This is a genomic window from Brenneria rubrifaciens (assembly GCF_005484945.1).
Taxonomy (GTDB): Bacteria; Pseudomonadota; Gammaproteobacteria; order Enterobacterales; family Enterobacteriaceae; genus Brenneria; species Brenneria rubrifaciens.
In genome coordinates this window covers 3,731,524-3,757,286 of sequence record NZ_CP034035.1, presented here as the reverse complement: position 1 = coordinate 3,757,286, position 25,763 = coordinate 3,731,524, and the positions used below count along the sequence as shown (strand labels likewise).

Annotated in this window: 25 protein-coding genes; 10 read left to right on the top strand and 15 right to left on the bottom strand. The window is 52.9% G+C overall.

Annotated elements, in window-relative coordinates:
- Window positions 1–4: 4 nt before the first annotated feature.
- From fieF to aguA, 6 genes are all read left to right on the top strand, one after another.
- The gene (gene fieF / locus EH207_RS16740) at window positions 5–910 is read left to right on the top strand and encodes a CDF family cation-efflux transporter FieF (protein ID WP_137714995.1); all 906 of its coding nucleotides are present in this window, start codon (window positions 5–7) and stop codon (window positions 908–910) included.
- A gap of 242 nt (window positions 911–1,152) precedes the next feature.
- Entirely contained in the window at window positions 1,153–2,115 is a 963-nt protein-coding gene (gene pfkA, locus EH207_RS16735; RefSeq protein ID WP_137714994.1) for a 6-phosphofructokinase, read from the top strand.
- A gap of 198 nt (window positions 2,116–2,313) precedes the next feature.
- Window positions 2,314–2,811: a CesT family type III secretion system chaperone gene (locus EH207_RS16730; protein WP_137714993.1), complete on the top strand. Its 498-nt coding sequence runs from the start codon at window positions 2,314–2,316 to the stop codon at window positions 2,809–2,811.
- 56 nt (window positions 2,812–2,867) lie between these two features.
- Window positions 2,868–3,881, top strand: a complete 1,014-nt coding sequence (locus tag EH207_RS16725; protein WP_137714992.1) for a YopT-type cysteine protease domain-containing protein — start codon at window positions 2,868–2,870, stop codon at window positions 3,879–3,881.
- A gap of 266 nt (window positions 3,882–4,147) precedes the next feature.
- Complete coding sequence (gene aguB, locus EH207_RS16720) at window positions 4,148–5,032, top strand: N-carbamoylputrescine amidase (protein ID WP_137714991.1); 885 nt, start codon at window positions 4,148–4,150, stop codon at window positions 5,030–5,032.
- Between the two features lie 3 nt (window positions 5,033–5,035).
- The gene (gene aguA, locus EH207_RS16715; protein WP_137714990.1) at window positions 5,036–6,139 is read left to right on the top strand and encodes an agmatine deiminase; all 1,104 of its coding nucleotides are present in this window, start codon (window positions 5,036–5,038) and stop codon (window positions 6,137–6,139) included.
- An 88-nt stretch (window positions 6,140–6,227) separates the two neighbouring features.
- Here the strand turns inward: aguA and tpiA are convergent, their stop codons facing one another.
- Together tpiA and EH207_RS16705 are read right to left on the bottom strand one after the other, a co-directional pair.
- On the bottom strand, window positions 6,228–6,995 hold the full coding sequence (gene tpiA / locus EH207_RS16710; protein WP_137714989.1) for a triose-phosphate isomerase: 768 nt from the start codon (window positions 6,993–6,995) through the stop codon (window positions 6,228–6,230).
- A 110-nt stretch (window positions 6,996–7,105) separates the two neighbouring features.
- Window positions 7,106–7,696: a DUF1454 family protein gene (locus EH207_RS16705; protein ID WP_137714988.1), complete on the bottom strand. Its 591-nt coding sequence runs from the start codon at window positions 7,694–7,696 to the stop codon at window positions 7,106–7,108.
- A gap of 272 nt (window positions 7,697–7,968) precedes the next feature.
- Here EH207_RS16705 and EH207_RS16700 point away from each other — a divergent pair, with 272 nt between their 5' ends.
- Window positions 7,969–8,391: a DUF805 domain-containing protein gene (locus EH207_RS16700; RefSeq protein ID WP_137714987.1), complete on the top strand. Its 423-nt coding sequence runs from the start codon at window positions 7,969–7,971 to the stop codon at window positions 8,389–8,391.
- 66 nt (window positions 8,392–8,457) lie between these two features.
- On the opposite strand, the gene xopAP is transcribed toward EH207_RS16700, so the two are convergent.
- The 5 genes from xopAP to EH207_RS16675 all read right to left on the bottom strand — a co-directional run bounded on the left by xopAP (window position 8,458) and on the right by EH207_RS16675 (window position 14,511).
- Window positions 8,458–9,819: a XopAP family type III secretion system effector gene (gene xopAP / locus EH207_RS18215; RefSeq protein WP_281279169.1), complete on the bottom strand. Its 1,362-nt coding sequence runs from the start codon at window positions 9,817–9,819 to the stop codon at window positions 8,458–8,460.
- A gap of 247 nt (window positions 9,820–10,066) precedes the next feature.
- Window positions 10,067–10,813: a ferredoxin--NADP(+) reductase gene (gene fpr / locus EH207_RS16690; RefSeq protein WP_137714985.1), complete on the bottom strand. Its 747-nt coding sequence runs from the start codon at window positions 10,811–10,813 to the stop codon at window positions 10,067–10,069.
- Window positions 10,814–10,965: 152 nt separating this feature from the next.
- Window positions 10,966–11,976 carry a class II fructose-bisphosphatase gene (gene glpX / locus EH207_RS16685; protein WP_137714984.1) on the bottom strand — a complete coding sequence of 337 codons (1,011 nt, stop codon included), beginning with the start codon at window positions 11,974–11,976 and terminating at the stop codon, window positions 10,966–10,968.
- Window positions 11,977–12,103: 127 nt separating this feature from the next.
- On the bottom strand, window positions 12,104–13,615 hold the full coding sequence (glpK, locus tag EH207_RS16680) for a glycerol kinase GlpK (protein ID WP_137714983.1): 1,512 nt from the start codon (window positions 13,613–13,615) through the stop codon (window positions 12,104–12,106).
- Between the two features lie 56 nt (window positions 13,616–13,671).
- Entirely contained in the window at window positions 13,672–14,511 is an 840-nt protein-coding gene (locus EH207_RS16675; RefSeq protein ID WP_137714982.1) for an MIP/aquaporin family protein, read from the bottom strand.
- Window positions 14,512–15,025: 514 nt separating this feature from the next.
- Here EH207_RS16675 and zapB point away from each other — a divergent pair.
- On the top strand, window positions 15,026–15,265 hold the full coding sequence (gene zapB, locus EH207_RS16670) for a septal ring assembly protein ZapB (RefSeq protein ID WP_137714981.1): 240 nt from the start codon (window positions 15,026–15,028) through the stop codon (window positions 15,263–15,265).
- A gap of 119 nt (window positions 15,266–15,384) precedes the next feature.
- Here zapB and rraA read toward each other — a convergent pair whose 3' ends face one another.
- The 7 genes from rraA to priA all read right to left on the bottom strand — a co-directional run bounded on the left by rraA (window position 15,385) and on the right by priA (window position 23,509).
- Window positions 15,385–15,870 (bottom strand): ribonuclease E activity regulator RraA, encoded by a 486-nt coding sequence (rraA, locus tag EH207_RS16665; RefSeq protein WP_137714980.1) that lies wholly within the window; start codon window positions 15,868–15,870, stop codon window positions 15,385–15,387.
- A 122-nt stretch (window positions 15,871–15,992) separates the two neighbouring features.
- Entirely contained in the window at window positions 15,993–16,910 is a 918-nt protein-coding gene (locus EH207_RS16660) for a 1,4-dihydroxy-2-naphthoate polyprenyltransferase (RefSeq protein WP_137714979.1), read from the bottom strand.
- Window positions 16,911–17,133: 223 nt separating this feature from the next.
- Window positions 17,134–18,465, bottom strand: coding sequence for an ATP-dependent protease ATPase subunit HslU (hslU, locus tag EH207_RS16655; RefSeq protein WP_137714978.1), 1,332 nt, complete (start codon window positions 18,463–18,465; stop codon window positions 17,134–17,136).
- A gap of 9 nt (window positions 18,466–18,474) precedes the next feature.
- Entirely contained in the window at window positions 18,475–19,005 is a 531-nt protein-coding gene (hslV, locus tag EH207_RS16650; protein WP_137714977.1) for an ATP-dependent protease subunit HslV, read from the bottom strand.
- Between the two features lie 87 nt (window positions 19,006–19,092).
- A complete protein-coding gene (gene ftsN, locus EH207_RS16645; RefSeq protein ID WP_137714976.1) occupies window positions 19,093–19,911 on the bottom strand; it encodes a cell division protein FtsN in 819 nt (272 codons plus the stop codon).
- An 84-nt stretch (window positions 19,912–19,995) separates the two neighbouring features.
- Complete coding sequence (gene cytR / locus EH207_RS16640) at window positions 19,996–21,039, bottom strand: DNA-binding transcriptional regulator CytR (RefSeq protein ID WP_137714975.1); 1,044 nt, start codon at window positions 21,037–21,039, stop codon at window positions 19,996–19,998.
- A 271-nt stretch (window positions 21,040–21,310) separates the two neighbouring features.
- A complete protein-coding gene (gene priA / locus EH207_RS16635) occupies window positions 21,311–23,509 on the bottom strand; it encodes a primosomal protein N' (RefSeq protein WP_137714974.1) in 2,199 nt (732 codons plus the stop codon).
- Window positions 23,510–23,719: 210 nt separating this feature from the next.
- Here priA and rpmE point away from each other — a divergent pair, with 210 nt between their 5' ends.
- On the top strand, window positions 23,720–23,935 hold the full coding sequence (gene rpmE / locus EH207_RS16630; RefSeq protein WP_137714973.1) for a 50S ribosomal protein L31: 216 nt from the start codon (window positions 23,720–23,722) through the stop codon (window positions 23,933–23,935).
- A 163-nt stretch (window positions 23,936–24,098) separates the two neighbouring features.
- Here rpmE and metJ read toward each other — a convergent pair whose 3' ends face one another.
- On the bottom strand, window positions 24,099–24,416 hold the full coding sequence (gene metJ, locus EH207_RS16625) for a met regulon transcriptional regulator MetJ (RefSeq protein WP_136157964.1): 318 nt from the start codon (window positions 24,414–24,416) through the stop codon (window positions 24,099–24,101).
- A 187-nt stretch (window positions 24,417–24,603) separates the two neighbouring features.
- Between metJ and metB the strand changes: the two genes are divergently transcribed.
- Entirely contained in the window at window positions 24,604–25,761 is a 1,158-nt protein-coding gene (gene metB, locus EH207_RS16620) for a cystathionine gamma-synthase (RefSeq protein WP_137714972.1), read from the top strand.
- Window positions 25,762–25,763: the final 2 nt, after the last annotated feature.

Here is a 25,763-nt window from a genome sequence, read left to right as displayed (position 1 = left end):
CCTTATGAATTCACAGTATGCGCGTCTGGTGACGACGGCAGCGCTTGGCGCCACGGCTGTTGCGCTGCTTTTGTTTACCATGAAAGTTTTTGCGTGGTGGTACACAGGATCGGTAAGCCTGCTGGCCTCACTGGTGGATTCTTTGGTTGATATTGCCGCTTCGCTGATCAACCTGCTGGCGGTTCGCTACTCGCTTCAGCCAGCGGATTTTGAACACGCATTTGGTCACGGCAAGGCCGAATCACTGGCGGCGCTGGCGCAGAGTATGTTTATTTCCGGTTCTGCGCTGTTTCTGATACTCACCGGCTTGCGGCATATAATAGATCCTCAGACGCTGCGTGCCCCGGAAGTGGGGATGTGGGTAACGGTGATTGCGTTGCTGTCAACGTTGCTGCTGGTGTCTTTCCAGCGGTGGGTGGTTAAGCGTACTCATAGTCAGGCGGTGCGTGCGGATATGCTGCACTATCAGTCTGACCTGTTGATGAACGGTGCGATTCTGGTTGCGTTGGCATTGAGCTGGAAAGGCATCACCCGCGCCGATGCGTTATTCGCGCTGGGTATCGGCGTCTATATTTTATACAGCGCACTACGTATGGGTTATGAGGCCGTACAGACGCTGTTGGATCACGCCTTGCCGGATGCAGAACGTAACATGATTGTCAGGATTGTCTCCAACTGGCCGGGTATTCGCGGTGCACACGATTTACGAACCCGGCGCTCCGGTCAGACCCGCTTTATTCAATTGCACCTGGAGATGGACGACGCTCTGCCGCTGGTGCAATCTCATCAAATTGCCGACGACATAGAGCAGGCGTTGCTCAAGCAATTTCCAGGCTCCGACATTATTATTCATCTGGACCCGGTTTCGGCGGTGCCGGAAGCGCAGAAAGGACACCTGAAGATGTCGTAGCCCTTGACGGCGATGGGGTCTTTCCCGTTTATGTTTAAAACGTGATATGCAGTGGAAGTTTGGGCACTTATTAGCCTGACCTGAATCAATTCAGCTACGGGTATTTGTTATAGTATGCTCATAAAAGATAAGAGGTCGCTGTCGTGTAACAAACGGCGGTTAATTTGCGTTATACCCGTCATCTCGTAATCTATTGGGTATAAGTATCCTGCGAAATTACATCTACAAGTCCAGAGGTTGTCATGATTAAAAGAATCGGAGTATTGACGAGCGGTGGTGATGCACCCGGAATGAATGCGGCAATTCGTGGTGTGGTGCGAGCCGCACTGACGGAAGGGCTGGAAGTGTTTGGTATTTATGATGGTTATCTGGGCTTGTATGAGAATCGGATGATTGAACTGGATCGCTACAGTGTATCGGACATGATCAACCGCGGCGGGACATTCCTGGGCTCGGCGCGTTTCCCTGAGTTCCGTGATGAAAAGGTGCGTGAAGCCGCCATTCAAAATATGAAAAACCAGGGGCTGGATGCGCTGGTTGTCATCGGCGGCGATGGTTCCTATATGGGGGCTAAGCGCCTGACGGAAATGGGGTTCCCCTGTATCGGTCTGCCAGGCACCATCGATAACGATGTAGCAGGAACGGACTACACCATTGGTTACTTTACGGCGCTGGAAACGGTTCTGGAAGCTATTGACCGTCTGCGTGATACGTCTACATCCCACCAGCGTATTTCGATTGTTGAAGTCATGGGGCGTCACTGCGGTGATTTGACGCTGGCGGCGGCGATTGCGGGTGGATGCGAATTCATCGTGCTGCCGGAAGTGCCTTTCAGCCCGGAAGATCTGGTGAGTGAAATCAAAGGCGGTATCGAAAAGGGTAAAAAACACGCGATCGTGGCGATTACCGAACACATTTGCGATATCGACGAATTGGCGAAATATATCCAGAAAGAGACAGGGCGCGACACGCGCGCCACGGTACTGGGTCACATTCAGCGCGGCGGTTCTCCAGTGGCTTATGACCGTATTTTGGCTTCCCGTATGGGCGCGTACTCCATCGAACTGCTGTTGCAAGGCTATGGCGGCCGTTGCGTCGGTATCCAGAACGAAAAACTGGTTCATCACGATATTATTGATGCTATTGAGAACATGAAACGCCCCTTTAAAGGCGACTGGCTGGAAACGGCGAAAAAATTATTCTGACCCCCCATGGCGTCGTAAATCCTGCCATGAAAGCGGGATTAGATGATTGACTGACCCCCGGTTTTCGGGGGTTTTGTTTTTAGCGGCGCTGGGCTGGGAACGCGTGCGTTTTTTCGGACACACACTATTAAGTGTTTACCGTCCATATGCCGCAACAACAGGTTTTTCAGGTACGTTTTATATTGTTCAGGAGGGGGCATGTCAGAGCCGAACTATGCCAAGGCACTATTGTTACGCTGGGTTGAGAGACAGGCGGGCGTAGACGGCACGCCCGATATTGAAGCGGACGTTCAGGTTCTATTCAACGGGCAAACGCTTTTTTTAAGGTTGCCTGACTCACGGGAAACCCTGTTTGTTTTTATGCCGATCTATACGTTGGATTTTGAACGGGATAGCGATCTGCTTGCGTTAGGTATGATGTTAAATCTTGAGCCTGGTTTGATGTGCGGTGCGGCAATCGGTCTGGAAACACAACAGCGCAATCTGATGTTGACGGCACATCAGAATGTTTTGTCTTTTAATGAGCGGGCGTTGAGCGCATGGATAGAAAATGTGGTGAGCCTCGGTCTGCGTATACGAGAAGAATTTGCTTCGGTTGCGGCCGCTCGCAAGGCGTCGCCCGACGTCAAAACGTTGCCGTCATCCGGTCTTGACCGGTATCGGGCGCACTTGTTTCAGTCTCCCTTTTCCCGTTAAGACGCCTGCTCCGCCAGTATCGCCATGTGTTCATTTAGCTCCACGAGATCGTTGCTATGCATATTCATCAAGCGGTTTTACCTGAAATAACCACGTCACAGTCACAAGCAAAAAGCGAACTGTCGGGCGCGCCCCGGTCGGGTGTCATGCAAGAGCAGGCGGCGTTTACGCCATTGACCCAAAAAGAAGGACATGCCAGTTTTTCGTTGCAAGGGTTGATGAACAAACTGCCGTCCATGCCGTTTGCCATTTCGATGCCTGATAGGAGTCATCTTTTATCAAGCGGGGAAAGCAGGGATATGAATATGTCAGGCAGGACGTCAAGGCGTTATGAATCGAATCTTGAGCTAGCCTGTAACCAGCATTCGGGGCAAACCATCAACATGGAACAGCGTGACTACCTTCAGACGATAAAAGCCCAAATGCCCGAGATGCGTGAAAAGGTAGAAAGCGTGGAAGACGGCGTGTGCCTGGGTCTGACGAATCTCTGGTTGCTGGGGCGTCACAGCGGTCTGGATGACAGTAAGGTGATGGGTAATTTACTGGGGTACGATGCGGATAACGACGAGGTCACATCCAAAGCCAGAGCGAAAACCGGGTTTGAGAAAGTTTATGTTGTGCAGGACACGTTTCAAAGCAGCGCACGCTATGACGGTCAATATCTGGACAGGCGTTTTGACGGCGCCTCTGCGGTCGTTCGCCGCTATGATGTGTCGCAACGTATTGCTAATCTGGCGAGAATGTCCGTGGTTCCGGTAAGAGGGGAAACGCCGTTTGTGTTGCTCAATCGCCGAGAGGCGTTGGGTGATGGCCTGGTAAGAGAGGTGTTGCATGAAGGACGAGAGCAACTTTTGTCGATTCAAACTGACAGTCATGTCATGGCGATATACAGCGACGGTCACAATCAGCATGCGTTTTATGATCCTGAAAATGGTATGTTCAGTTTTCAGAGTAAAGCAAACTTCACCTCCTTTATGAATCAGATAGGAAAGATACTGTCCTATCCATCCGACATATTGGGACGCGGTGATCGTGATCAATTGATGATCATTGAGTTGAAGATTCATTAAGATGGCGCTAAAACGCCGAATCTCTTCTTCAAGACCATGCCTCTATAACGCTGTGTTTACTGAACCTTTTATCCCTCATAGTGAATTATCGCTATTAACTGGCATAATAGTCTCGCCTATTTTCGGTGAATGCCGGATTCAGGCATGATCAAGTCAGGCATTGGTCGGTTTGTTGGCCTAAACTCGTTGTGGTAACCCCCGCGGAGCAAACGTAGACCGTGTTGTTCGTCGTTGGCATATATAGAAGATATTACTGAGGTTTTCGCATGAAAAAAGTGACCGTCGCCGCAACACAAATGGCATGTTCCTGGGACCTGCCCAGCAACATTGAGAATGCCGAAAAACTGGTGCGGCAAGCGCATGCAAAAGGGGCGCAGATTATTCTGATTCAGGAGCTGTTTGCCGCGCCTTATTTCTGTATCGATCAAAGTCCCGAGCACTATGCGTTGGCACAGGAACGGGAGACCAGCCCGCTGATACAACACTTCTCTGCGTTGGCGGCTGAGCTGGAAGTGGTGTTGCCGCTGAGCTTTTTTGAGCGAGCCAACAACGCTTATTACAATTCACTGGTGGTGATTGACGCGGATGGCGCCGTGCTCGATGTGTATCGCAAAACCCATATTCCGAACGGCCCGGCCTATCAGGAAAAGCAATTCTTTATTCCAGGCGATACCGGCTTTAAAGTCTGGCAAACCCGTTACGCGAAAATCGGCGTCGGCATCTGCTGGGATCAATGGTTCCCGGAAACCGCGCGCAGCCTGGCTTTGCAAGGGGCGGAATTGATTTTCTACCCAACCGCCATTGGTTCAGAACCGGCTTACCCAGAGATCGACAGCCAGCCGCACTGGACGCGTGTTCAGCAAGGTCATGCGGCAGCGAACCTGGTTCCGGTGATTACCTCCAACCGCATTGGCACTGAATGCAGCAAGTTTATCGACGGTTTGGAAATGACCTTCTACGGTTCTTCCTTTATTGCCGATCAAACGGGTGAACTGGTGGCGCAGGCCGGCAAAACGGATGAAGCCGTTCTGGTTCATGAGTTTGATTTAGACGCTATTGCCGCGCAGCGTGCATCCTGGGGACTGTTCCGCGATCGCCGCCCGGAAATGTATGGCGCGATTGCCAGTTCCGACGGCAAGACCCGGAGATAATTGATGTCACAGTCAGATCTATTTCATCTCACTACGCCTCGTCAGGACGGCTTTGCGATGCCTGCCGAGTGGGCGCAGCATGAAGCTGTATGGATGATTTGGCCCTATCGCCGGGATAATTGGCGTGAAGAGGGCGTTCCTGCCCAGAAAACCTTTGCACAGGTGGCGGAAACCATCATGCGGACGACGCCAGTGATCATGGGGGTGCCCGCACACTGCATGGCTGACGCGAAGCGCGTAATGCCCGTCAACGTCACGCTGGTCGAGATGGAAAGTGACGATGCCTGGATGCGTGATACCGGACCGACGATGGTACTGAGTCAGGCCGGGGAGCGCCGTGGTATCGACTGGCGGTTTAACGCCTGGGGCGGTGAACGGGGGGGGCTGTATGACGACTGGCGGCAGGACGAAAAGGTCGCGGCGCAGGTGCTGTCTTATCATCAAAGTGCGCGGTATGCCGCTCCTCTGGTTCTGGAAGGCGGTTCGATTCATACCGACGGTGAAGGCACATTGCTGACCACGGCTGAGTGTCTGCTGAATCCCAACCGTAACCCGCATTTGAGCAAAATGCAGATCGAACAGCTGATGCGCGATTATCTGGGGATATCGACGATTATCTGGTTGGAAGAGGGCGTGTATAACGATGAAACTGACGGACACATCGATAATATGTGCTGCTTTGTACGCCCCGGCGAAGTGGCGCTGCACTGGACGGATGACGAGCACGATCCGCAATATGCGCGCTCAATGGCGGCATACCGGGTGCTCTCAACCGCTAAAGACGCACAGGGCCGCCAACTGAAAATCTGGAAACTGCCCGCGCCGGGGCCGTTATATGCGACCCAGAAAGAAACCGCCGGCGTGGATACCGGCAATGCGGTGGAGCGTAATGCCGGATCGCGTCTGGCGGGATCGTATGTAAACTTCCTGATCAGCAATCGGCAGATCATTTTCCCGCTGCTGGATGCGCGGACGGATGATATCGCCCGCGATTTGTTACAACAGATGTTCCCGGATTATTTGATCAGCGGTGTGCCGGCCCGTGAAATCCTGCTGGGCGGCGGTAACATCCACTGTATTACGCAGCAAATCCCCGCGGTGAAGTAAGCGAAAAGCGATATTGTCTTGCATAAAAAATCGCCGCCATTTGTTTATAAAAAATGGCGGCGTTGGTTAATGATGACGTGAGCGCGGTTTAGCCGCGTTTTGCTTCAGCCGCAGCTTTCACAATCACGGCAAAAGCATCAGCCTTCAGGGAAGCCCCACCGACCAGCGCGCCGTCAATATCAGGTTGAGTAAACAGCTCTGCGGCGTTGGAGGCGTTAACAGAACCGCCGTACTGGATGATAACCTGTCTGGCAACCGCGGCGTCCCGTTTGGCGATATGATCGCGGATGAATTTGTGAACGGCTTGCGCCTGCGCCGGGGTCGCTGATTTGCCGGTGCCGATGGCCCATACCGGTTCGTAGGCAATGACGGTGTTTTCAAACGCTTTGACGCCCAGCGTATTCAGCACGGCGTCCAATTGGCGGGCACATACGGCTTGCGTCTGTCCGGCTTCGTTTTCCGCTTCAGTTTCACCGATACACAGCACCGGGATCAGACCGGCGTCTTTCAACACACCAAATTTTTTGGCAATGAATTCATCGCTTTCTTTGTGGTAGGTCCGACGCTCAGAGTGACCGATAATAATATATTTCGCACCGATATCTTGCAGCATGTCGGCAGAGATTTCCCCTGTAAACGCACCAGACAGGTTCACGTCAACGTTCTGCGCACCCAGTGCAATACGGCTACCAGCCAGTTGATGATTAGCCTGATCCAGATAGATGGCCGGTGGCGCGATAGCCACACCACAACCGTCAACGGCGCTTAACTCTTTACGCAGACCAGCGATCAGTTCGTTGACCATGATGGTGCTACCATTCAACTTCCAGTTACCCATAACTAATGGATGACGCATCTTTTTTCCTCCAGATGGATCGCGAATAAATCAATAGAAAACTGCCTGCCGACAGTATAAAGACGAAATGGTGTCGTGGCTCGGTTTTTCGTCATGAATTGCCCTGCTGATCACGGTTCAGATAATGTTAGCTTAATCGGTTCAACAGCAAACGTTAGCCCTTTATCGCCGTTATCTGCGACAACATAACGCAGAGCCCCTTCCGTTTGCTGGTAAAAGCGCTGACCTTGGCCTTTTGCCAGTAACTCGGTAACTTTTTCAATGCTTTGTTCTTCCGTCAGTGATGGAACAAAAGCCCGCGACAGCGCCGCCATGTAATTGATGGCCAGTGTGCGTTTCGCTTCGGCCTCTTCTTGCTGCGGCAGCCAGGTGATTTGCAACGTTTTGATTTTTCCCGTGCCTTTCTCCAGCGCGGTTGACGCATACAGGCGATCGTTGATTTTGCTGGCGGCACGTGTCAGCAGACTGGAAATGTTACCGGTGTCGACAACCCGGAATTCCCCAATCGGCAATGACGGATTGCTCAGGTTATAACGTGTACGGAACTGAACAATGGTTTGATCAAATGTCGGCGCGCCCGCCAGCAGATAAGGAGCGGTTGCTGTGGTTTTCGAGGGTAAAACGGGATCGGACCACGCGCAGGGTTGGTAGAGCATCAGAGTGGAAAACGTAAAAATTGCAGCGATACAGTGTCGTGTCATAAGGGTTTTATCAGGCAAGCCATGATGATCGGTTGAGGCCATAGTCGGCGATAACAATGCGATATCTGATTAAAACGGCATTCGTGAGTAATTGTCAAAAATCGTGTGAAGATTACGGGCGCGAGGCTCATCAGTTAAGGTAAACTCGGCACGAGAGAGTGCAGGCAAGCGCTGTTTGGCCGGGTTCGCCTGTCTCTCATTAATATAATCGATCAATATCTTTCCCGTTGTGCCTGATGGGATTATCTCTGTAATTCAGGATTCTGTATTTGATGACGCTACAGCAATGGTGTTTCTCGTTTAAAGGTCGTGTTGGCCGCCGTGATTTTTGGGTCTGGATTGCCTGCTGGTTGGCGCTGATGGCGGCGCTTTTCACCTTGTCGGGCCAAAACTGGCTGGATATCCAAACCACGGCATTTCTGATTGTCGCGTTACTGTGGCCGACGGCGGCCATCTTAGTAAAACGCCTGCATGACCGCAATAAAAGCGGTTGGTGGGCGTTGTTGATTATCGTCGCCTGGGTATTGGCCGCCGGCAACTGGTATATGTTGCCGGCTATCTGGCAATGGGGCGTTGGCCGGTTTATTCCAACGCTGATTGGCCTCATGGTGGTACTTGACTGCGGCGTTTTTTCGGGCACGAAAGGGGGAAATCGGTTTGGACCTGAAACCACGCCGTTCACAATCCGCCGCTAAGTACGCTTAACCTATGCTCGAAGCTTGCATTCCATCACTGACCGCGATGATAGCGATACCATGCCCTCATGCCTGCTGGTTGAAGGGCGAAGAAAGTTTCACCCGGATCATGTGAAACATCTCCCGGCGAGAAACCATTAACAGATCTTCCGTACCTGGCTTTTCACCAAACAGCGTTTTTAGCGCTTCTGCTGAAATACCAGAGCAAATGGCGTTTTTCCACGGTTCCAGTTCATGGTTTACCGCGAGGTTTGCCCTGTGTGCTGATCTATCGTTAAAAGTGCTGATATATTGATGATGCGAAATATTATTGCCAACGCGAAGATGCGCCCAGTCGGGGTGGTTCATAAAAAGCGGCATTGACTGCACCGGGTCCAGTTCGCGGGTTAACTGAATCAGGGAAAATCGCAGAACGTCCTGTTGATGAGAATGGTGTGCCAGTGCGTTACGATACGCTTGCGCAATGCCGTTAAAACCTAGCCGGGGTGGGTTGAACACGTATGCGCTGATCTTCCCTTGCGCACCTTTAGACCGTAGAAAATTGGCGATATCGATACTTGCCAGCGTAGCGACCGCCGCTCCCAGGCTGTGTCCGACAACATTTACCGATAACAGCTTGTTGTCTTTCTGCGCCTGCTGTGCGTACTGGGTGAGAATATCTGCAAGCTGCTCGCCGTTTCGGGTTTTACTGGCCTCGAATTGCCAGCGCTCCTGCCAGCCCGCGCCAATATGTCCGAGACTGGGCAAATCGGTGTTCAGGGAATTGACATGCGCCAGGGGAAGCTGTCCTCTAATGTCACAAAGCAGATCGGCGCTTTCCGTCATACGTGTGCCGCTAAAACCCAGTACGACAGAGACGACCTTCGGATGTGACGTCGATTCCCAGATTTTGAATGTGGGCGTGCTCTTGTCCGTACTGAGTTTCATGTTGCCGATATCTGGAATGTCTTCAAGTTTTTCCGTATAGGCTTCTCCTGCAAATTTGCGCATACATTCGAGAAGTTCACGGCGCTGTCTGTCTAGTTTCCCGGCGTTGCAGGCCGACGTGTCGTTACAAAAATCCACATCATGAAAAGTGTCTGAAAGGTAAACATGGGCTGGGTTGATTTCGTCTGACGCTTCGCCCGACGCCAATGTTTTTTCCGCTGCGTATATGTGGGTAAATTCACGTCCTGTTGTGAATGAAGGCTCATTTGTAACGAAAGCGAAAGTATTCGACACAGTTTTGTATAGGGTGCCGCTTAATTTGCTCAATAGCCTACTGGCTGGCGGCTTGTCCTGAAATAAGGGAATTGGCGTTCGTTCACTAACGGATAAAGCGCCATTTTCCCCACTTGCAGGTTTAATATCCGGGGCGACAAACGAGGCTTGAACCGTTCTGTTTGTCCCGGTGGAGTAACCCTTATTGGCGGGAGCCGGATGAGGCATACCTTGTGTGGTAAACAGTGACGTCATACCGGTGCTGAGTATTTTGACCATTTTGTGTGTAAGTTCCATCTTGATAACAGTGATAATCTTTTTCAGGCAGGGCATCGCTGGCTGCGCAGTGGCTGTTCAGTGGCTTGAAATGAAAATCGGTTCCAGGTAACGAGCCCGGTTTGTCAGGATAAAACCGGGCTGGAGGGGAAAACGGACTTAAGCTTATGTGAACGGTATTTGCGTCTTGAGGGGAATGTTACCAATAATGCTCACTGGTGATGTGGCCCGGTTTGCGACGCAGGTGCTTGGTCATCTGCCGTTCGTCCTTAAGGATTTGTTGCGTATCGCGCACCATCTGGGGATTACCGCACAGCATGACATGGCCGGTTGTCGCATCGATCGGCAAGCCTACCGCGGCTTCCAGCGAGCCGTTGCTGATTAACGCCGGGACACGGCCGGTCAAGGAACCCGCCTCATTCTCACGGCTGACCACCGTCTGAATACGTAACTTGCCGTTATAGCGTTGTTGTAACTGCTGCATCAGCGGCAGATAGCTTAAATCACGGGCGAAACGAGCAGCGTGAACCAGTACGATGTTTTTGAAACGCGCCAGATCTTTGCCCTCCTGGAGAATGGAAAGATAAGGGCCGATTGCCGTACCTGTCGCCAGCATCCACAGCGTTTCACAAGGCGGAATTTCTTCCAGAACGAAAAAACCTGCGGCGTCTTTGGTGATCATGATTTCCGCGCCCGGTTGCATTGCATGTAAAGGGGGGCTGAGTTTTCCTTCTGGCACGTTAACCAGATAGAACTCAAGGTTACGGTCACTGGGAGCGTTAACATAGGAATAGGCGCGTTGGACTTTTTCACCATTCAACTCCAGCGCAAGTTTGGCATATTGTCCGGCCGTGAACGGATCGGTGGGAGCATTTACCCGGATGCTAAACAGACTTTCTGTCCAGTGTTCCACCTGAATCACTTTGCCGGTCACCCATTCAGCCATAATGCTGTGCTCCTGTTTCTGTTATTGCCGCTGTTACTTAATACAATTGCCGGCGAGGTAGTGCGGCCATTCATCTGCCGCCTTTAAGATACGCTATTTATTAACAACTGTTAAACAATCACTCAGTGAAAACCGCGGGCCGAATTGCCGGGTTACAGCAGGAAATCATGCAGCGCGCGATCTTTGCGATCGAGGTAATGGGTGGACATGATGCGACGAATCGTCCGCGATTTGCCGCGGATCAGCAATGTCTCGGTGGTGGCGATATTTCCCCTGCGTGAGATGCCTTCCAGCAAGTCGCCTTTGGTAATGCCCGTGGCTGAAAAAATCACGTTATCATTACGGGCCATATCGCCGAGGCGCAGTATGCTACCGGCTTCAATCCCCATTTGTTGACAGCGTGCCAGTTCATCTTCACCGATTCGGCGATTTTCAGCGCTATCGCCTTTCACCTGATGGCGTGCCAGCAGCCGACCCTGCATGTCACCGTCGAGCGCCCGGATGACGGCGGCGGAAATGACCCCTTCCGGCGCGCCGCCAATGCCGTATAGCACATCGACTTCGCTGTCCGGCATGCAGGTAAGAATAGACGCGGCGACATCACCATCAGGAATGGCGAACACTTTCACGCCCAACTGCTGCATTTCAGCAAGGCAGGTATCGTGGCGCGGCTTAGCCAGGGTAATCACGGTTAACTGGTCAAGCGGCTTATTCAGCGTCTTGGCGATGTTGCGCAGGTTATCCGCCAGCGGAAGCGCCAAATCAATCGCTCCTTTTGCGTCAGGCCCGACAATCAGTTTCTCCATATACATATCCGGCGCGTGCAGAAACGCGCCCTTTTCACCGACGGCCAGTACGGCGAGGGCATTGGCCTGACCCATGGCGGTCATACGCGTGCCTTCAATGGGATCAACGGCGATATCCACGGCGTCGCCCTGTCCGGTGCCCACTTGCTCGCCGATAAAAAGCATCGGCGCTTCGTCGATCTCTCCTTCGCCAATCACAATCCGACCATTGATATTGACCTGATTGAGCATAATGCGCATGGCCTGTACCGCTGCATTGTCGGCGGCATTTTTGTCGCCACGGCCTAACCATTTGTAGCCTGCCAGCGCCGCCGCTTCAGTGACGCGTGAGAATTCGATGGCTAATTCACGTTTCATGGATACCTGTCTATTGTCGATTGGGGTACAAAAGGAATAAGGGCGGGATTTTATCACAATGGCTTGTCTGGGGAGTCAATGGCAGGCTATAAAAAAAACGGGCGCGGTAGTCGCGCCCGGCGTAGCGTTATGCGTCGTGTTCTTCCCAGTCACGGGCGCGGGCGACGGCTTTCTGCCAGCCGCTGTAACGGTAGTTGCGCTCCACGGTTTCGATGCCGGGGCGGAATTCACGTTCAATAGCGGCTTTGCTTTTCACTTCATCCAGATCGCTCCAGAATCCCGTTGCCAGGCCAGCCAGGAAGGCCGAGCCCAGAGCGGTGACTTCACGTACTTCCGGGCGCTCGACGCGGGTGCCGAGAATATCGGATTGGAATTGCATCAGGAAGTTATTGGCGACGGCGCCGCCGTCTACGCGCAGTGCTTTCAAGCGGGTATCCGCGTCTGCCTGCATAGCATCCAGCACGTCGCGGGTTTGGTACGCGATGGATTCCAGCGTGGCGCGGATGATGTGATTGGCGTTAACGCCTCGGGTCAGACCAAAGATCGCGCCGCGGGCATACGGGTCCCAGTAGGGAGCGCCCAGGCCAGTAAAGGCGGGAACGACGTAGACGCCGTTGGTGTCCTTCACTTTGGTGGCAAAGTATTCTGAATCCGTAGCATCGCCAATCAGCTTCAACTCGTCACGCAGCCATTGGATAGACGCGCCGCCAACGAAAACCGAGCCTTCCAGTGCGTAATTGACTTCGCCACGCGGTCCGCAGGCAATCGTGGTTAACAGGCCGTGTTTGGACAACACCGCTTCGGTGCCGGTATTCATCAGCAGGAAGCAACCGGTGCCGTAGGTGTTTTTCGCCATTCCCGGATGGACGCAAAGCTGCCCGTACAGCGCCGCTTGCTGATCGCCCGCGATACCGGCGATCGGAATACGAGTGCCGCCCTTGCCGCCAATGTTGGTTTGCCCATAAACCTCGGAGGAGGCGCGCACTTCCGGCAGCATGGCGCGAGGAATATTCAATGCCTGCAACATGCGCTCATCCCACTCGAGCGTATGAATATTGAACAGCATGGTTCGGGAAGCGTTGGTGTAATCTGTAACGTGGACGCGCCCTTGCGTCATTTTCCAGATCAGCCACGTATCCACCGTACCAAACAGCAGTTCACCGCGATGAGCGCGTTCGCGCGCGCCCGCAACGTGATCCAGAATCCATTTCGCTTTGGTACCGGAGAAATAAGGGTCAATCACCAGCCCGGTGGTGTTACGAACGTACTCTTCCAAACCGCTTTTCTTGAGCTGTTCGCAGATCTCTGCGGTGCGGCGGCATTGCCAGACGATAGCGTTATAAATCGGCTTGCCGGTTTCTTTTTCCCACACAATGGTGGTTTCACGCTGATTGGTGATACCGATGCCCGCCACTTCATCCGCATTGATGCCGGCTTTGGCCAGTACTTCGACCAGCGTCGAGCTTTGTGACGCCCAGATTTCCATAGGATCGTGTTCCACCCAGCCCGCTTTCGGATAAATTTGGCTGAATTCACGCTGTGAGACGCTGATAATGTTGGCATCGTGATCCAGAATAACGGCACGAGAGCTCGTGGTTCCCTGGTCGAGCGCGACAATGTATTTTTTTTCCGGGTGCATAAATTCAATCCTGTTGTAAGGGTTACCGTAAAAGGGGAAGCGCCGTAGCACCAAATTTAGCGGGTTTCCGTGCGTGCCGTTACTTCGCTGCCGGTTTCACACGCATCGCACGGCAGATGGCGGCCAATCAATGTGCGATAGCCGAATGCGCCCAGACAGGCGCCGACCAGCGGACCCAATATCGGCACCAGAAAGTACGGAATGTCGCGTCCGCCGGTAAAGGCGATCTCTCCCCAGCCTGCCAGGAATGAGAACAGTTTCGGGCCAAAGTCGCGCGCCGGGTTCAGCGCAAAGCCAGTGAGCGGCCCCATAGAGGCACCGATGACGGCGATCAAAATACCGATTAGCAGCGGTGCCAGTGGTCCGCGGGGAATACCGTTACCATCGTCAGTCAGCGCCAGAATCAGACACATCAGGATCGCGGTAATCACCATTTCAATCAGAAATGCCTGCACGACTGAGATATGCGGGTTAGGGTAAGTTGAGAAGATACTGGCCAGATTCAGACTTTCCACGCTTCCGCGCACCATATTGTGTGTCTGTTCAAAATCCACGAACAAATTGTAATACAGGCCGTAGATCAATGCCGCGGCGCAGAAGGCGCCGGCTACCTGAGCGAAAATATAAAGGGCGACTTTCTTGCCGTCGAAACAAGCAAATAACCACAAAGCAATAGTAACTGCGGGATTCAGGTGCGCACCGGAAATGGCGGCCGTCAGATAGATCGCCATCGCCACCCCCAAACCCCAGGTGATGCTGATTTCCCATTGACCGAAGCTGGCGCCGGCCAGTTTTAAGGCGGCGACACAGCCTAAACCGAAGAAAATCATCAGGCCGGTGCCGAGAAACTCGGCGATACACTGACCTTTTAGGGTTGAACGTTCTGATTGACTCATAATGGTTTCCTGCTGCTAGGAGACAGAGTAGTGGGTCTTGAAGGTCACCGTAAACGGCGGCCTCTGTTTTAACGTACCTATTATGTTAATTTATCGTTAATGCTCGAAATCGAGAAATATCGAAATTAAATTGTGTGTTGTTGGTCAACAAAATGTGCGGATTCGATTATCTTTTTGTGATTTGGCGGTTGGTAACGCCCAGCGGATGTTAAGCAATCGATGCAATGATTAACATTTGTTGTTCGTGAGGCGGCGGATAGCGCATCCATTGTTTCAGTTTGTGCTGATAGTGGTGATAAAGAAAAACGGTCAGACTCGGCGTTGTGTGGGATGTCTGCTAGACAGGGGTTCATTGGCTACATACAATTCAGCAACGGCCAGTTTCGCCATCAGGATATCTCCAGAGGCGTATTGAACGAGCATCGTTTAGGGTGTGCTGTTGCGTTGTGGTTATGCGGATATGATGACACAGCGTTAACCGATTTATGCCGAGTGATTAAAAGGGGTTTGAAGAATGTCATTTGAAGTGTTTGAAAAGCTGGAAGCGAAAGTTCAGCAGGCGATTGATACGATCACGCTGTTACAAATGGAAATCGAAGAGCTGAAAGAACAAAACAGCGCGTTGTCACAAGAGGTCCAGTCAGCGGCGGGTTCCCGTGAAGCGCTGGTACGCGAGAACGAACAACTGAAAGAAGAGCAGCAGGTATGGCAAGACCGTTTGCGTGCGCTGCTCGGCAAGATGGAAGAAGTTTAATTTTTTAGCGAAGTCGGGCGCTCACCTGTTTTTAAGTTTTGCCGACGTCATATAACGCCTTCCCCGCTTCGGTGGGGATGGCGTTATAAGCCTAATGCGCTTTCTTGGCGTGATGAAGATTATTCAATATCCAGCGGATCTTCCGCCAGAATAATCCCCGTGTTGTCGGCGTAGAGATGATCGCCGGAGAAAAATGTCACTCCGCCAAAATTCACGCGAATATCACTTTCCCCAATTCCTTCGCTGGTTGCACCAACCGGAACCGCCGCCATAGCCTGAATGCCAATGTCCAATTCCGCCAGATCGTCCACCTGGCGCACGGCGCCGTAAATGACAATCCCTTCCCATTCATTCTGGGTAGCGAGTCTGGCCAATTCTGCGTTAATCAAGGCTCGGCGCACCGACCCACCGCCATCAATCAGGAGTACGCGCCCGCTGCCGTTTTCTTCCAATAGATCATAAAGCAGGCCGTTATCCTCAAAACATTTCACCGTGGTGATTTTGCCACCAAATGAAGTACGCCCGCCAAAATTGGAGAACAAAGGCTCAACAACGTTAACCTCTTCGTGGTAAATATCGCACAGTTCGGAAGTATCGTATTTCATAAGATTGATGTCAGTTTGCCACTGGGGTAGTGAGTATATCCCTTTCTGACGGACGTTGGCAAAATCATCAAATGTTAACTTGATGTGTATCAGTAAAACCGCGGTGAAGCATTCATGCGCGGTTAGCTGAGCATAACCCCGACAGCGAACAGGATGTTGGTCAGCAACGCGCCCTTGACGGTTTTTTCCAGCATTGGACGCATACTGAATGCGCTGGTTTCGCGCAGAACGTAAATGGCCTGCTTAAGCAGCAAAGGCAGCGTCAGGAGAAAAAGCCAGCCAGCCAGACTGTTCAGGTAAAGCATGGCGAACAGGCCCAGACAGAACGGGGCCAGCATTAACAGCAGCGTGTGATAACAGCGGGCTTTTTGCGCGCCAAGACGAACGGCCAGCGTGTTCTTTCCGCTGAGACGGTCGTTATCGATATCACGCAGGTTATTAATGTTCAATACGGCGGTCGCGAGCAGACCGCAAGCGGTGGCCGGCAACATGACGATGCTGTCGAAATGGCCGGTTTGCAGGTAATAAGAACCGGCAACGCTGAGCCAGCCGAAAAATATCAGCACCGAAATATCGCCCAGCCCGATGTAGCCGTAAGGTCGATTGCCGACGGTATAGGTGATGGCGGCGAGAATAGCCAACAACCCCAGAATCAGAAAACCGATGATATCGCCGGGTTTTTCACAGGCGATAATCACCAGCGATACGCCGGATATAATGGTCAGTACCACGGTGGCGACCAGCGCATTTCGCAACTGGATAAGACTAATGGCGCCGGTTTGGATGCCGCGTAATGGCCCGATGCGCTCTGCGGTGTCGCTGCCTTTTACCGCATCCCCATAGTCATTGGCCAAATTGGAAAGAATTTGCAGTAATCCCGCCGTGAATAACGCCAGCAACGCGACGCCTGGTTTAAAACCGCTGTGCCAGCTTGCAATCGCGGAACCGGTGACAATAGAAGCGAAAGCTAATGGCAACGTTTTTGGACGCAGACTATCCAGCCAGGCCTTAGTTATACTGCTGTGGGTTGATGAGGTCATAGTGTGCTTCAATTTTATTGTTTATGAGTTGTACCCGACTTCATGCAAGTTGCCGATGCGTTGGCTGGTCAAATTCGTTCCCGATGAATTTGTCTTCCGGTTGTGCCGACCTGAAACTCGAAATCTATTGGGTATAATAATTTCTTTAATTACAGAACAATAAACACAAACGGGAGGCCAAGGCCCCCCGCTCAATAGTTAACAGGACGATCCGTAAAACGGATTATAAGATAAATCGGCTCAGATCTTCATCTGCTACTAGTTCATCCAGGTGACTACGTACGTAATCTGCGTCAATGGTAACATTTTGACCATTCATTTCGCTGGCATCATAAGAGATATCTTCAACCAGACGCTCCAAAACGGTATGCAAACGACGTGCGCCGATGTTTTCGGTACGTTCGTTAACCTGCCATGCGGCTTCAGCGATACGGCGAATACCCTCTGCGGAAAACTCAATGTCGACGCCTTCCGTCGCCATCAGCGCTTTATACTGCTCAGTCAGTGATGCGCTCGGCTCCGTCAGGATCCGCTCAAAATCTTCCGTCGTCAGCGCCTGCAATTCAACACGAATCGGCAACCGCCCCTGCAATTCCGGGATCAGGTCGGACGGACTGGCAACCTGGAAGGCGCCTGACGCGATAAACAGGATATGGTCGGTTTTGACCATGCCGTGTTTGGTCGAGACGGTACAACCTTCAACCAGTGGCAGCAGATCGCGCTGTACGCCTTCACGGGAGACGTCCGGGCCGGTGCTTTCGCCGCGTTTACAGATTTTATCGATCTCATCAATAAAAACGATGCCGTGTTGTTCGACCGCCTCAATAGCTTGCTGTTTCAGCTCTTCAGGATTCACCAGCTTGCCGGCTTCTTCTTCCACCAACAATTTGAACGCTTCCTTGATTTTCACTTTACGGGTTTTCTGTTTTTGACCCGCCAGGTTCTGAAACATGGATTGCAACTGATTGGTCATCTCTTCCATGCCGGGAGGCGCCATGATTTCAACCCCTACCGGTGAGGCGGCCAGATCGATTTCAATTTCTTTATCGTCTAACTGACCTTCGCGCAGCTTCTTGCGAAAAGCCTGACGAGCAGCGGAAGGTTCAGGGTTTTCCTCCGACTGTCCCCAGTTGTTTTTCGCCGGCGGGATCAGGACATCAAGAATACGCTCTTCCGCCAGTTCTTCTGCGCGGTAACGGTTTTTCTCAATGGACTGCTGACGTACCATTTTTATCGCTGAATCCGTCAGATCGCGGATGATCGAGTCGACTTCTTTACCCACATAACCGACTTCGGTGAACTTGGTGGCTTCGACCTTGATGAATGGCGCATTGGCCAGTTTAGCCAGGCGGCGGGCAATTTCGGTTTTACCGACGCCGGTCGGACCGATCATCAGAATGTTTTTAGGCGTGACTTCATGGCGCAGCGTTTCTTCCAGTTGCGTCCGACGCCAGCGGTTACGCAGGGCAATCGCCACGGCACGTTTGGCCTTGTGCTGACCGACAATATAGCTATCAAGTTCGTTGACTATTTCGCGCGGGGTCATTTCAGACATAGTTGATCCTTACGCCTTCGAGGCTAATTCTTCAATCGTGTGGAACTGGTTGGTGTAGATGCAGATATCGCCAGCAATCCCTAGCGACTTCTCGACAATATCCCGTGCGCTTAATTCTGTGTTTTCGAGTAAGGCCCGAGAGGCGGCCTGGGCGTACGGACCACCAGAGCCGATAGCAATCAGGTCGTTTTCCGGCTGCACGACATCGCCATTACCCGTGATAATCAGTGAAGCATTTTCATCAGCAACGGCAAGTAAGGCTTCAAGCCGGCGCAGCATGCGATCGGTACGCCAGTCCTTCGCCAGCTCTACTGCCGCTTTCACCAGGTGCCCTTGATGTATTTCCAGTTTGCGCTCGAAAAGTTCAAACAGGGTAAACGCATCCGCCGTACCGCCCGCAAAGCCTGCAATAACGTGATCGTTGTAGAGACGGCGAACTTTACGCACGTTTCCTTTCATGACGGTGTTGCCCTGCGTGGCTTGCCCATCACCGCCAATGACCACGTGGCCGTTGCGGCGTACACTTACAATAGTTGTCACGAGTAATCCCCCGTTACGGAAGAAAAAGGCCCTCGCCGCGAGGGCGAGGCATATTGAATTTATAAATGGGGTAAGGCGTGGAGTTTTTCAACCCCCACTGGCGAGCGGGATACAGTTGGAAGTACCGATCTCTTTGAGACGCCGCAACATTTTGTCAGCTGCGGCTCGGTTGTTATAAGGACCCAGCATAATGCGATTCCAGCCACCGTTGGATGAAATACGGCTTTCCACACCGGCAAACGCCAGTTGCGCTCTGACCGACTCGGCCGGCTCCATGGTTTTGAACGAACCGCATTGAACAATCCAACGCTGCGTTTTCTCTTTTTCCGACGGCTGTTTTACCGGCGCTTGTTTATCCGTTTCCTGTTTTGGCGCCGGGGTAACAAGGGCCTTCGCCGCGGGCGGCGGTGTAGTGTCTGCGGGCGTTTGCGGCGAGGGCGGCTTGATTGTCACCTGTGAGCGCGGAACCTGAGTCTGGTCGTTATAAGGCACTTCCGTGAGCGGCGTTGGCTGGCGCCGCATATCCGACTGCATTTGCTCCAGCAACTGACGCTGTTCATCCGTCAGTTGCACCGGTGACTGGATTTCTCCGCCGGCAGAGGGTTCGGTAGGCGACGTGACGCCTAACTGACGGTTCTCCAACTCCTTAATATAACGCCAACGCTCCTCCGGCTTAGGCGGCAACCCGCTGCCTTTACCCGCCGCGTTTTGATGCGGCAGTACCGGCGTTTCTTCTGGTTTATTATTGGCGATAAAGTACAACCCCCCCGCAAAAGTGACCAACACGGCGACAGCCAGAGCCACCATGATTTTGGATGTTCCTGAGGCGTTGCTTTTTCTTCGGCTGGTTGTCTTTTTTCGGCGCGTACCTGAACGGCCCCGGCTGACATAGTCTCTTTGTGCCACTGTCGTTTCGCTGTGAATTGAATTTAAGGGAAATTAGAAGGCCATGTTACTGAACCCTAAAATATTTGACCAGCACCTGAATTCTTAAAGCCTGTTACGTGAATAATTCAGGGCTGCCGAGCTTTCTCGTATTACCAACTCACTGGTCATCAGCCGTGAGCCGCTGCGTACGGTATTGCCGTGTAGTTGCTCCAATAGTAGCAGCATTGCCTCGCGTCCGATCTGATAACGTGGCTGTGCCACCGTTGTTAGCGGCGGCCAGCAATACCGCGCCTGAGCAATGTCGTCAAAACCGATCACGGAAATATCTCGCGGTATATCCAGCCCCATCTTTTTCGCCTGCGATAGCACGCCCAGGGCCATGATGTCGCTATGGCAGAAAATCGCGCTGGGGGGCAGCGGATGTTTCATTAATGCAATCAGTCCGTTGACCCCGGTTTCATACGTGAAGTCGCCCTGGAAAATGTATTGGTTATCGATCGTGATCCCGCTGCGGCGGAGTGCCTGCACATAACCCTGTAGCCGATATCGGCTCAGGTGCATATGCTCGGGGCCGGCGATACAGGCGATCCGCTGGTGGCCGAGCTGTTGCAAGTAATGCACGGCTTCAAATGCGGCGGTCAGGTTATCGATATGGACCGTCGGCAATTCCAATTCCGGTGCAAATTCATTGGCCATGACCATCGGGGGAAGGTTGCGCTGTTCTTCTTTTCCGGCATCGAACGGCAGGTCTGAACCCAGCAGCAGCATGCCGTCAATTTGTTTGGTGAGGAACAAATCAACAAAGGTTTTTTCTTTCTGGCGTTGATGCGCGCAGTCGCCAATGAGAACCAGATAGCCATGCTCTGCCGCTGTCTCTTCAATGCCTCTGAATATTTCAGAAAAGAAGGGATCGCAGATATCCGGCACGATGGTCAAGATGGTTCGCGTTTCATGACGTTTCAGGTTTCTGGCCAGTGCATGGGGAGAGTACCCTACGGTAACGACCGCTTGTTCCACTTTTTTTCGGGTGGCCGCGGAGACCTTTTCTGGATTCATCAACGTGCGGGAAACCGTGGCGGTGGATACGCCGGCCTTGTCCGCTACGTCTTTCATTGTCGCTGTGGCGACGTCTTTCTTCTGATCCAACGCTTTTTTCTCCTTGCGTCAGCCTGAACTGGCGTTACCGGCCCGGGTTATCGCGTTTCCCCCAGTTCAGGCCGAAATATGAGCGGCCGCCATTGCTTAATGACAGTTGTAATATTTTGTGCCGCAATCTTTTCCACAATACTGCCTTCGCAAACACTCTTAACAGATTGAACGCAATTTTTGTTGCTTAATTTGCATAGAAAACGTGACTTATATCGGTTTTTCGATGTGATTCGCAATAATTTGTCACTGACTGTCAGGCGTGAAAATGTTAGCTGTCCGTAGGGTCGACATCCAGCACCCACTTCACCTTGCGTACTTGCGGTAACGTGTTGATCAGCGACACGGAGGCTTTGACCAATCGTTGCAGATGCGACCGGGATGGATGTTGCAACAGCAACTGCCAGCGGAAGCGGCCAGCGCGTTTGGGTTGCAGGGCAGGAACCGGCCCCAGCAGCCAGAGCGTTTCATCCCGCAGCGGACTGACTTCCAACAAATTGCGCAACTGTTGCAGGAAGAGGAGAGCTTGTTGATTATCGTGATCGTCGGCACGGAACAGGATATGACTGGTGAAGGGCGGCAGAAAAACGCTTTTTCGCTCTTTCAAGGTCTGACTGGCGAAGGCGTCGTATCCCTGTTGCAGCAGAATTTGCAATAAAGGATGCTCCGGGTGGTGCGTCTGTAGGACGACTTCACCTGCTTTACCGGCACGTCCGGCCCGGCCTGATACCTGAGTGTAGAGCTGGGCGAATCGTTCGGCCGCGCGAAAATCCGCAGAGAACAGGGAACTGTCGACATCCAGCAGCGCGACCAGCGTGACGTCGGGAAAATGGTGCCCTTTTGCCAGCATTTGCGTGCCGATCAGAATACGGGCGCCGCCTTGTATCACCTGCGATAACTGCTGTTCGAGCATCCCTTTGCGGCTGGTGGTGTCGCGGTCGATACGGGTAATCGGCGTGTCCGGGAATAGCGGCGCCAGATTCTGCTCCAACTGTTCTGTTCCCATTCCGACGGGCACCAGATGGGTGGAGCCGCAGCCTGGGCACTGGTGCGGCACCGGGCGCTGGCTGTCGCAATGGTGGCAGCGCAAACTGTGCTGCTGTTGGTGCAACGTATAATAGTGATCGCAGCGTGGGCATTCGGCAATCCAGCCGCATTCATGGCACATCACCACGGGTGCAAAGCCACGGCGGTTAAGGAACAGGATTACCTGATTATCTTGTGCCAAATGGTGTCGGATACGGGTAATGAGCGGTTGCGACAACCCGGTCGTAAGGGGTAACCCTTTTAGGTCGAGAATGTGCTGGCGGGCCGGCATCGCGCTGCCGGGGCGTTTGGTGAGCCTCAACTGGCGGTATTTGCCGATTTGTACGTTATACAGCGTTTCCAGCGCGGGCGTCGCGGTGCCCATCACGATAGGGATATTTTCCTCTCTGGCGCGGAACACCGCCAGATCGCGGGCATGATAGCGCCAGCCGTCCTGCTGCTTGTATGAGCTGTCATGCTCTTCATCAATCACGATCAGCCCCAGCCGGGAAAACGGCGTAAACAGGGCGGAGCGCGTGCCAATGACGATCGCCGCCTCGCCGCTGCGGGCGCGCAGCCAGACAGCAAGCCGTTCACTGTCATTCAGACCGGAATGCAGCACATCGACGGGCGCGTTGAAGCGCTCACGGAAACGGGCAATCGTCTGCGGCGTCAGGCCGATCTCCGGCACCAGCACCAAAGCCTGCTTTCCTTGCGCCAGCACGTTTTCCAGAACGCTGAGGTACACTTCCGTTTTGCCCGAGCCGGTGATACCGGCCAGTAGCCAGGCGGCAAAATGATTATCTTCACTACGAATGGCGCCGACGGCGGTGGCCTGCTCAGTGTTCAGTCGCAGGCGCTCCGTGTTGGTACTGAAATCTTTACGCCAGTCACGGGGCGCCCGTTCGGCCGCTTTCAGATCGCACAACCCTTTACTGCGCAACGTCTGAAAGGCGGTTTCCGTCAATTCGGTTTCACGGATCTGATGGCGATACAGCGGCGCCTGAAGGAGCGCGGCCAGCGCCTGCTGTTGTTTGGGCGCGCGTTTTAACGAGCTCAACGGCGTCGCTCGCCCCTGTTCGGTGGCGAACCATTGCCAAAGGGGGGCGCAATGGGCGGGTTTGCCTTGGCGCAGTAATATCGGCAGGGCATGGAACAGCACTTCGCCTATCGGATAGTGATAATAATCCACCGCCCACATTAAAATGCGCCACAGGCTGGCGGGGATCAGCGGTTGATCATCCAACACGACATGCACGGGTTTCAACTGCTCCGGCGGGAGCTGGCTCGTCTCGCTCAATGCGGTAACAATGCCAATCGCCTTACGGTTGCCAAAGGATACGCTGACGCGGACCCCGACCTGCGGTTGAACGCCCGCCGCGGGGAACAAATAATCGAATGTACGTGCCAATGGCACGGGCAATGCGACCTGGGCGACAGACATAACATCTCCAGTTGGATCGGCGTGAAATAATGTAAGCTGCTAGTGTACATGTTGCAGGTAATAATGTGTGGATGCGATTGCATCGGGTTATCAGTTTCTGTATGATCCGCCGCCATTGTGCTGTTTGCATAATGAACTCACTTACTCAACTTCGTGTGGTGTCTGGCGGAACAGGGCTGGATAGCGACACGGCCTTAACAGAGGTTTCCCATGAAAAAAGGTATTCACCCGAATTACGTTGAAGTTACTGCAACTTGCTCTTGCGGTAATGTTATCAAAACTCACTCTACTGTGGGTCGCGACCTGAACCTGGACGTTTGTGGCGAGTGCCACCCGTTCTACACCGGCAAACAACGTGTTGTTGATACTGGTGGACGTGTTGAGCGCTTCAACAAGCGTTTCACCATGCCGGGCATCAAAAAATAAGTTTTCAGGTTAGCAGTAAAAGCCAGCAAGGGCGCCTACGGGCGCCCTTGCTGTTTTCCGGTATCTGGTACGGCGGGTAATCATTCTGGGCGGGGAATCATCTGCATATGCAAGAAAACCGCAGGCAGTTTCGACCGGCAGCGGATTCCAACAGCCTGCTTGCTTAATATTCCCAGGTATCGGGGTCAATCCCCATCTCCCGCATGATGATTTTTGCTTCTTCAGGAATTTCATCACTGCGTTCCTTACGCAAATCTTCATCATTTGGCAGAGGCTGTCCGGTGAAGGCATGCAAAAACGCCTCACACAGGAGTTCGCTGTTTGTTGCGTGCCGCAGGTTGTTAACCTGGCGTCTTGTCCGTTCATCCGTCAATATTTTCAAGACTTTCAGCGGAATAGATACCGTGATCTTTTTTACCTGTTCGCTTTTTTTACCGTGTTCAGCGTAAGGGCTGACATACTCGCCGTTCCACTCAGCCATGGGATACCTTAAATATTAATCGTAATGAAGACAGCATTTGCCATGAAATACCAAGATTCTAGCGGTTATTATGCTTATGCTCAATCTATACGCAAAGAAGTTTAGAAGTCTAGATGTATTGACGTCTATTAAAACTGGGTTTACTCTTTAACCTCCTATGATTCAGCCTCCAGCGAGGAAAAAGCCGATGACGCGTAGACAGGCCACGATCGCAGTTCGCAGCGGGTTAAATGATGATGAGCAATATGGCTGTGTCGTCCCCCCGATTCACCTTTCCAGCACCTATAACTTTACCGGATTCAATCAGCCAAGAGCCCATGATTATTCTCGCCGCGGTAACCCGACGCGCGATGTTGTGCAACGGGCGCTGGCCGAACTGGAAGGTGGCGCGGGCGGCGTGATGACCAGCAGCGGGATGTCGGCTATCCTGTTGGTTTGCACAGTATTTCTGCGTCCGGGGGATTTACTGGTGGCGCCTCATGACTGCTACGGCGGCAGCTACCGCCTGTTCGACAGCCTGAATAAACGCGGCGCATTTCGCGTGAAGTTTGTCGATCAGGGCGACGAAGCGGCACTGAATGCCGCGCTGGCGGAAAACCCCAAACTGGTGCTGATAGAAAGCCCCAGCAATCCTTTACTGCGCGTGGTGGATATTGCGGCGATTTGCCGTGCCGTTCGCGCGGCGGGAGCCGTTAGCGTGGTGGATAACACCTTCCTGAGTCCTGCTTTGCAACAGCCGCTGGCGCTGGGTGCGGATTTGGTTGTCCATTCCTGTACCAAATACCTGAATGGCCACTCCGATGTCGTGGCTGGCGCCGTGATTGCTAGCGATCAGGAAACGGTGACCGAGCTGGCTTGGTGGGCTAACAATATCGGAGTCACGGGCGCCGCGTTTGACAGCTATCTGCTGTTGCGCGGTCTGCGCACGCTGGCGCCGCGTATGGCCGCTGCACAGCGCAATGCGTTACAACTGGTTGAATACCTGCAACAGCAGCCGTTAGTGAAAAAATTATATCATCCGTCACTACCGCAAAATCCCGGTCATGAAATTGCCTGTCGTCAGCAATCCGGGTTTGGCGCCATGCTAAGTTTTGAGCTGGATGGCGACGAAGAGACGCTGCGGCGTTTTCTGGAACCGCTGGAATTGTTTACGCTGGCAGAATCCCTGGGGGGCGTGGAAAGCCTGATTTCCCATGCCGCAACCATGACCCATGCCGGCATGTCGCCCGAAGCGCGTGCCGCTGCCGGGATCTCCGAAACGTTGTTGCGTATTTCAACCGGAATTGAAGACGGTGATGACCTGGTTGCCGATCTGGATCGTGCATTTCAGGCTGCGAAGAGGTAAGA

Excerpts from the sequence above, each read along its gene's own strand:
- fieF (WP_137714995.1), top strand. The coding sequence starts at position 5 with ATGAATTCACAGTATGCGCGTCTGGTGACGACGGCAGCGCTTGGCGCC.
- pfkA (WP_137714994.1), top strand. The coding sequence starts at position 1,153 with ATGATTAAAAGAATCGGAGTATTGACGAGCGGTGGTGATGCACCCGGA.
- EH207_RS16730 (WP_137714993.1), top strand. The coding sequence starts at position 2,314 with ATGTCAGAGCCGAACTATGCCAAGGCACTATTGTTACGCTGGGTTGAG.
- EH207_RS16725 (WP_137714992.1), top strand. The coding sequence starts at position 2,868 with ATGCATATTCATCAAGCGGTTTTACCTGAAATAACCACGTCACAGTCA.
- aguB (WP_137714991.1), top strand. The coding sequence starts at position 4,148 with ATGAAAAAAGTGACCGTCGCCGCAACACAAATGGCATGTTCCTGGGAC.
- aguA (WP_137714990.1), top strand. The coding sequence starts at position 5,036 with ATGTCACAGTCAGATCTATTTCATCTCACTACGCCTCGTCAGGACGGC.
- tpiA (WP_137714989.1), bottom strand. The coding sequence starts at position 6,995 with ATGCGTCATCCATTAGTTATGGGTAACTGGAAGTTGAATGGTAGCACC.
- EH207_RS16705 (WP_137714988.1), bottom strand. The coding sequence starts at position 7,696 with ATGACACGACACTGTATCGCTGCAATTTTTACGTTTTCCACTCTGATG.
- EH207_RS16700 (WP_137714987.1), top strand. The coding sequence starts at position 7,969 with ATGACGCTACAGCAATGGTGTTTCTCGTTTAAAGGTCGTGTTGGCCGC.
- xopAP (WP_281279169.1), bottom strand. The coding sequence starts at position 9,819 with ATGCCTCATCCGGCTCCCGCCAATAAGGGTTACTCCACCGGGACAAAC.
- fpr (WP_137714985.1), bottom strand. The coding sequence starts at position 10,813 with ATGGCTGAATGGGTGACCGGCAAAGTGATTCAGGTGGAACACTGGACA.
- glpX (WP_137714984.1), bottom strand. The coding sequence starts at position 11,976 with ATGAAACGTGAATTAGCCATCGAATTCTCACGCGTCACTGAAGCGGCG.
- glpK (WP_137714983.1), bottom strand. The coding sequence starts at position 13,615 with ATGCACCCGGAAAAAAAATACATTGTCGCGCTCGACCAGGGAACCACG.
- EH207_RS16675 (WP_137714982.1), bottom strand. The coding sequence starts at position 14,511 with ATGAGTCAATCAGAACGTTCAACCCTAAAAGGTCAGTGTATCGCCGAG.
- zapB (WP_137714981.1), top strand. The coding sequence starts at position 15,026 with ATGTCATTTGAAGTGTTTGAAAAGCTGGAAGCGAAAGTTCAGCAGGCG.
- rraA (WP_137714980.1), bottom strand. The coding sequence starts at position 15,870 with ATGAAATACGATACTTCCGAACTGTGCGATATTTACCACGAAGAGGTT.
- EH207_RS16660 (WP_137714979.1), bottom strand. The coding sequence starts at position 16,910 with ATGACCTCATCAACCCACAGCAGTATAACTAAGGCCTGGCTGGATAGT.
- hslU (WP_137714978.1), bottom strand. The coding sequence starts at position 18,465 with ATGTCTGAAATGACCCCGCGCGAAATAGTCAACGAACTTGATAGCTAT.
- priA (WP_137714974.1), bottom strand. The coding sequence starts at position 23,509 with ATGTCTGTCGCCCAGGTCGCATTGCCCGTGCCATTGGCACGTACATTC.
- rpmE (WP_137714973.1), top strand. The coding sequence starts at position 23,720 with ATGAAAAAAGGTATTCACCCGAATTACGTTGAAGTTACTGCAACTTGC.
- metJ (WP_136157964.1), bottom strand. The coding sequence starts at position 24,416 with ATGGCTGAGTGGAACGGCGAGTATGTCAGCCCTTACGCTGAACACGGT.
- metB (WP_137714972.1), top strand. The coding sequence starts at position 24,604 with ATGACGCGTAGACAGGCCACGATCGCAGTTCGCAGCGGGTTAAATGAT.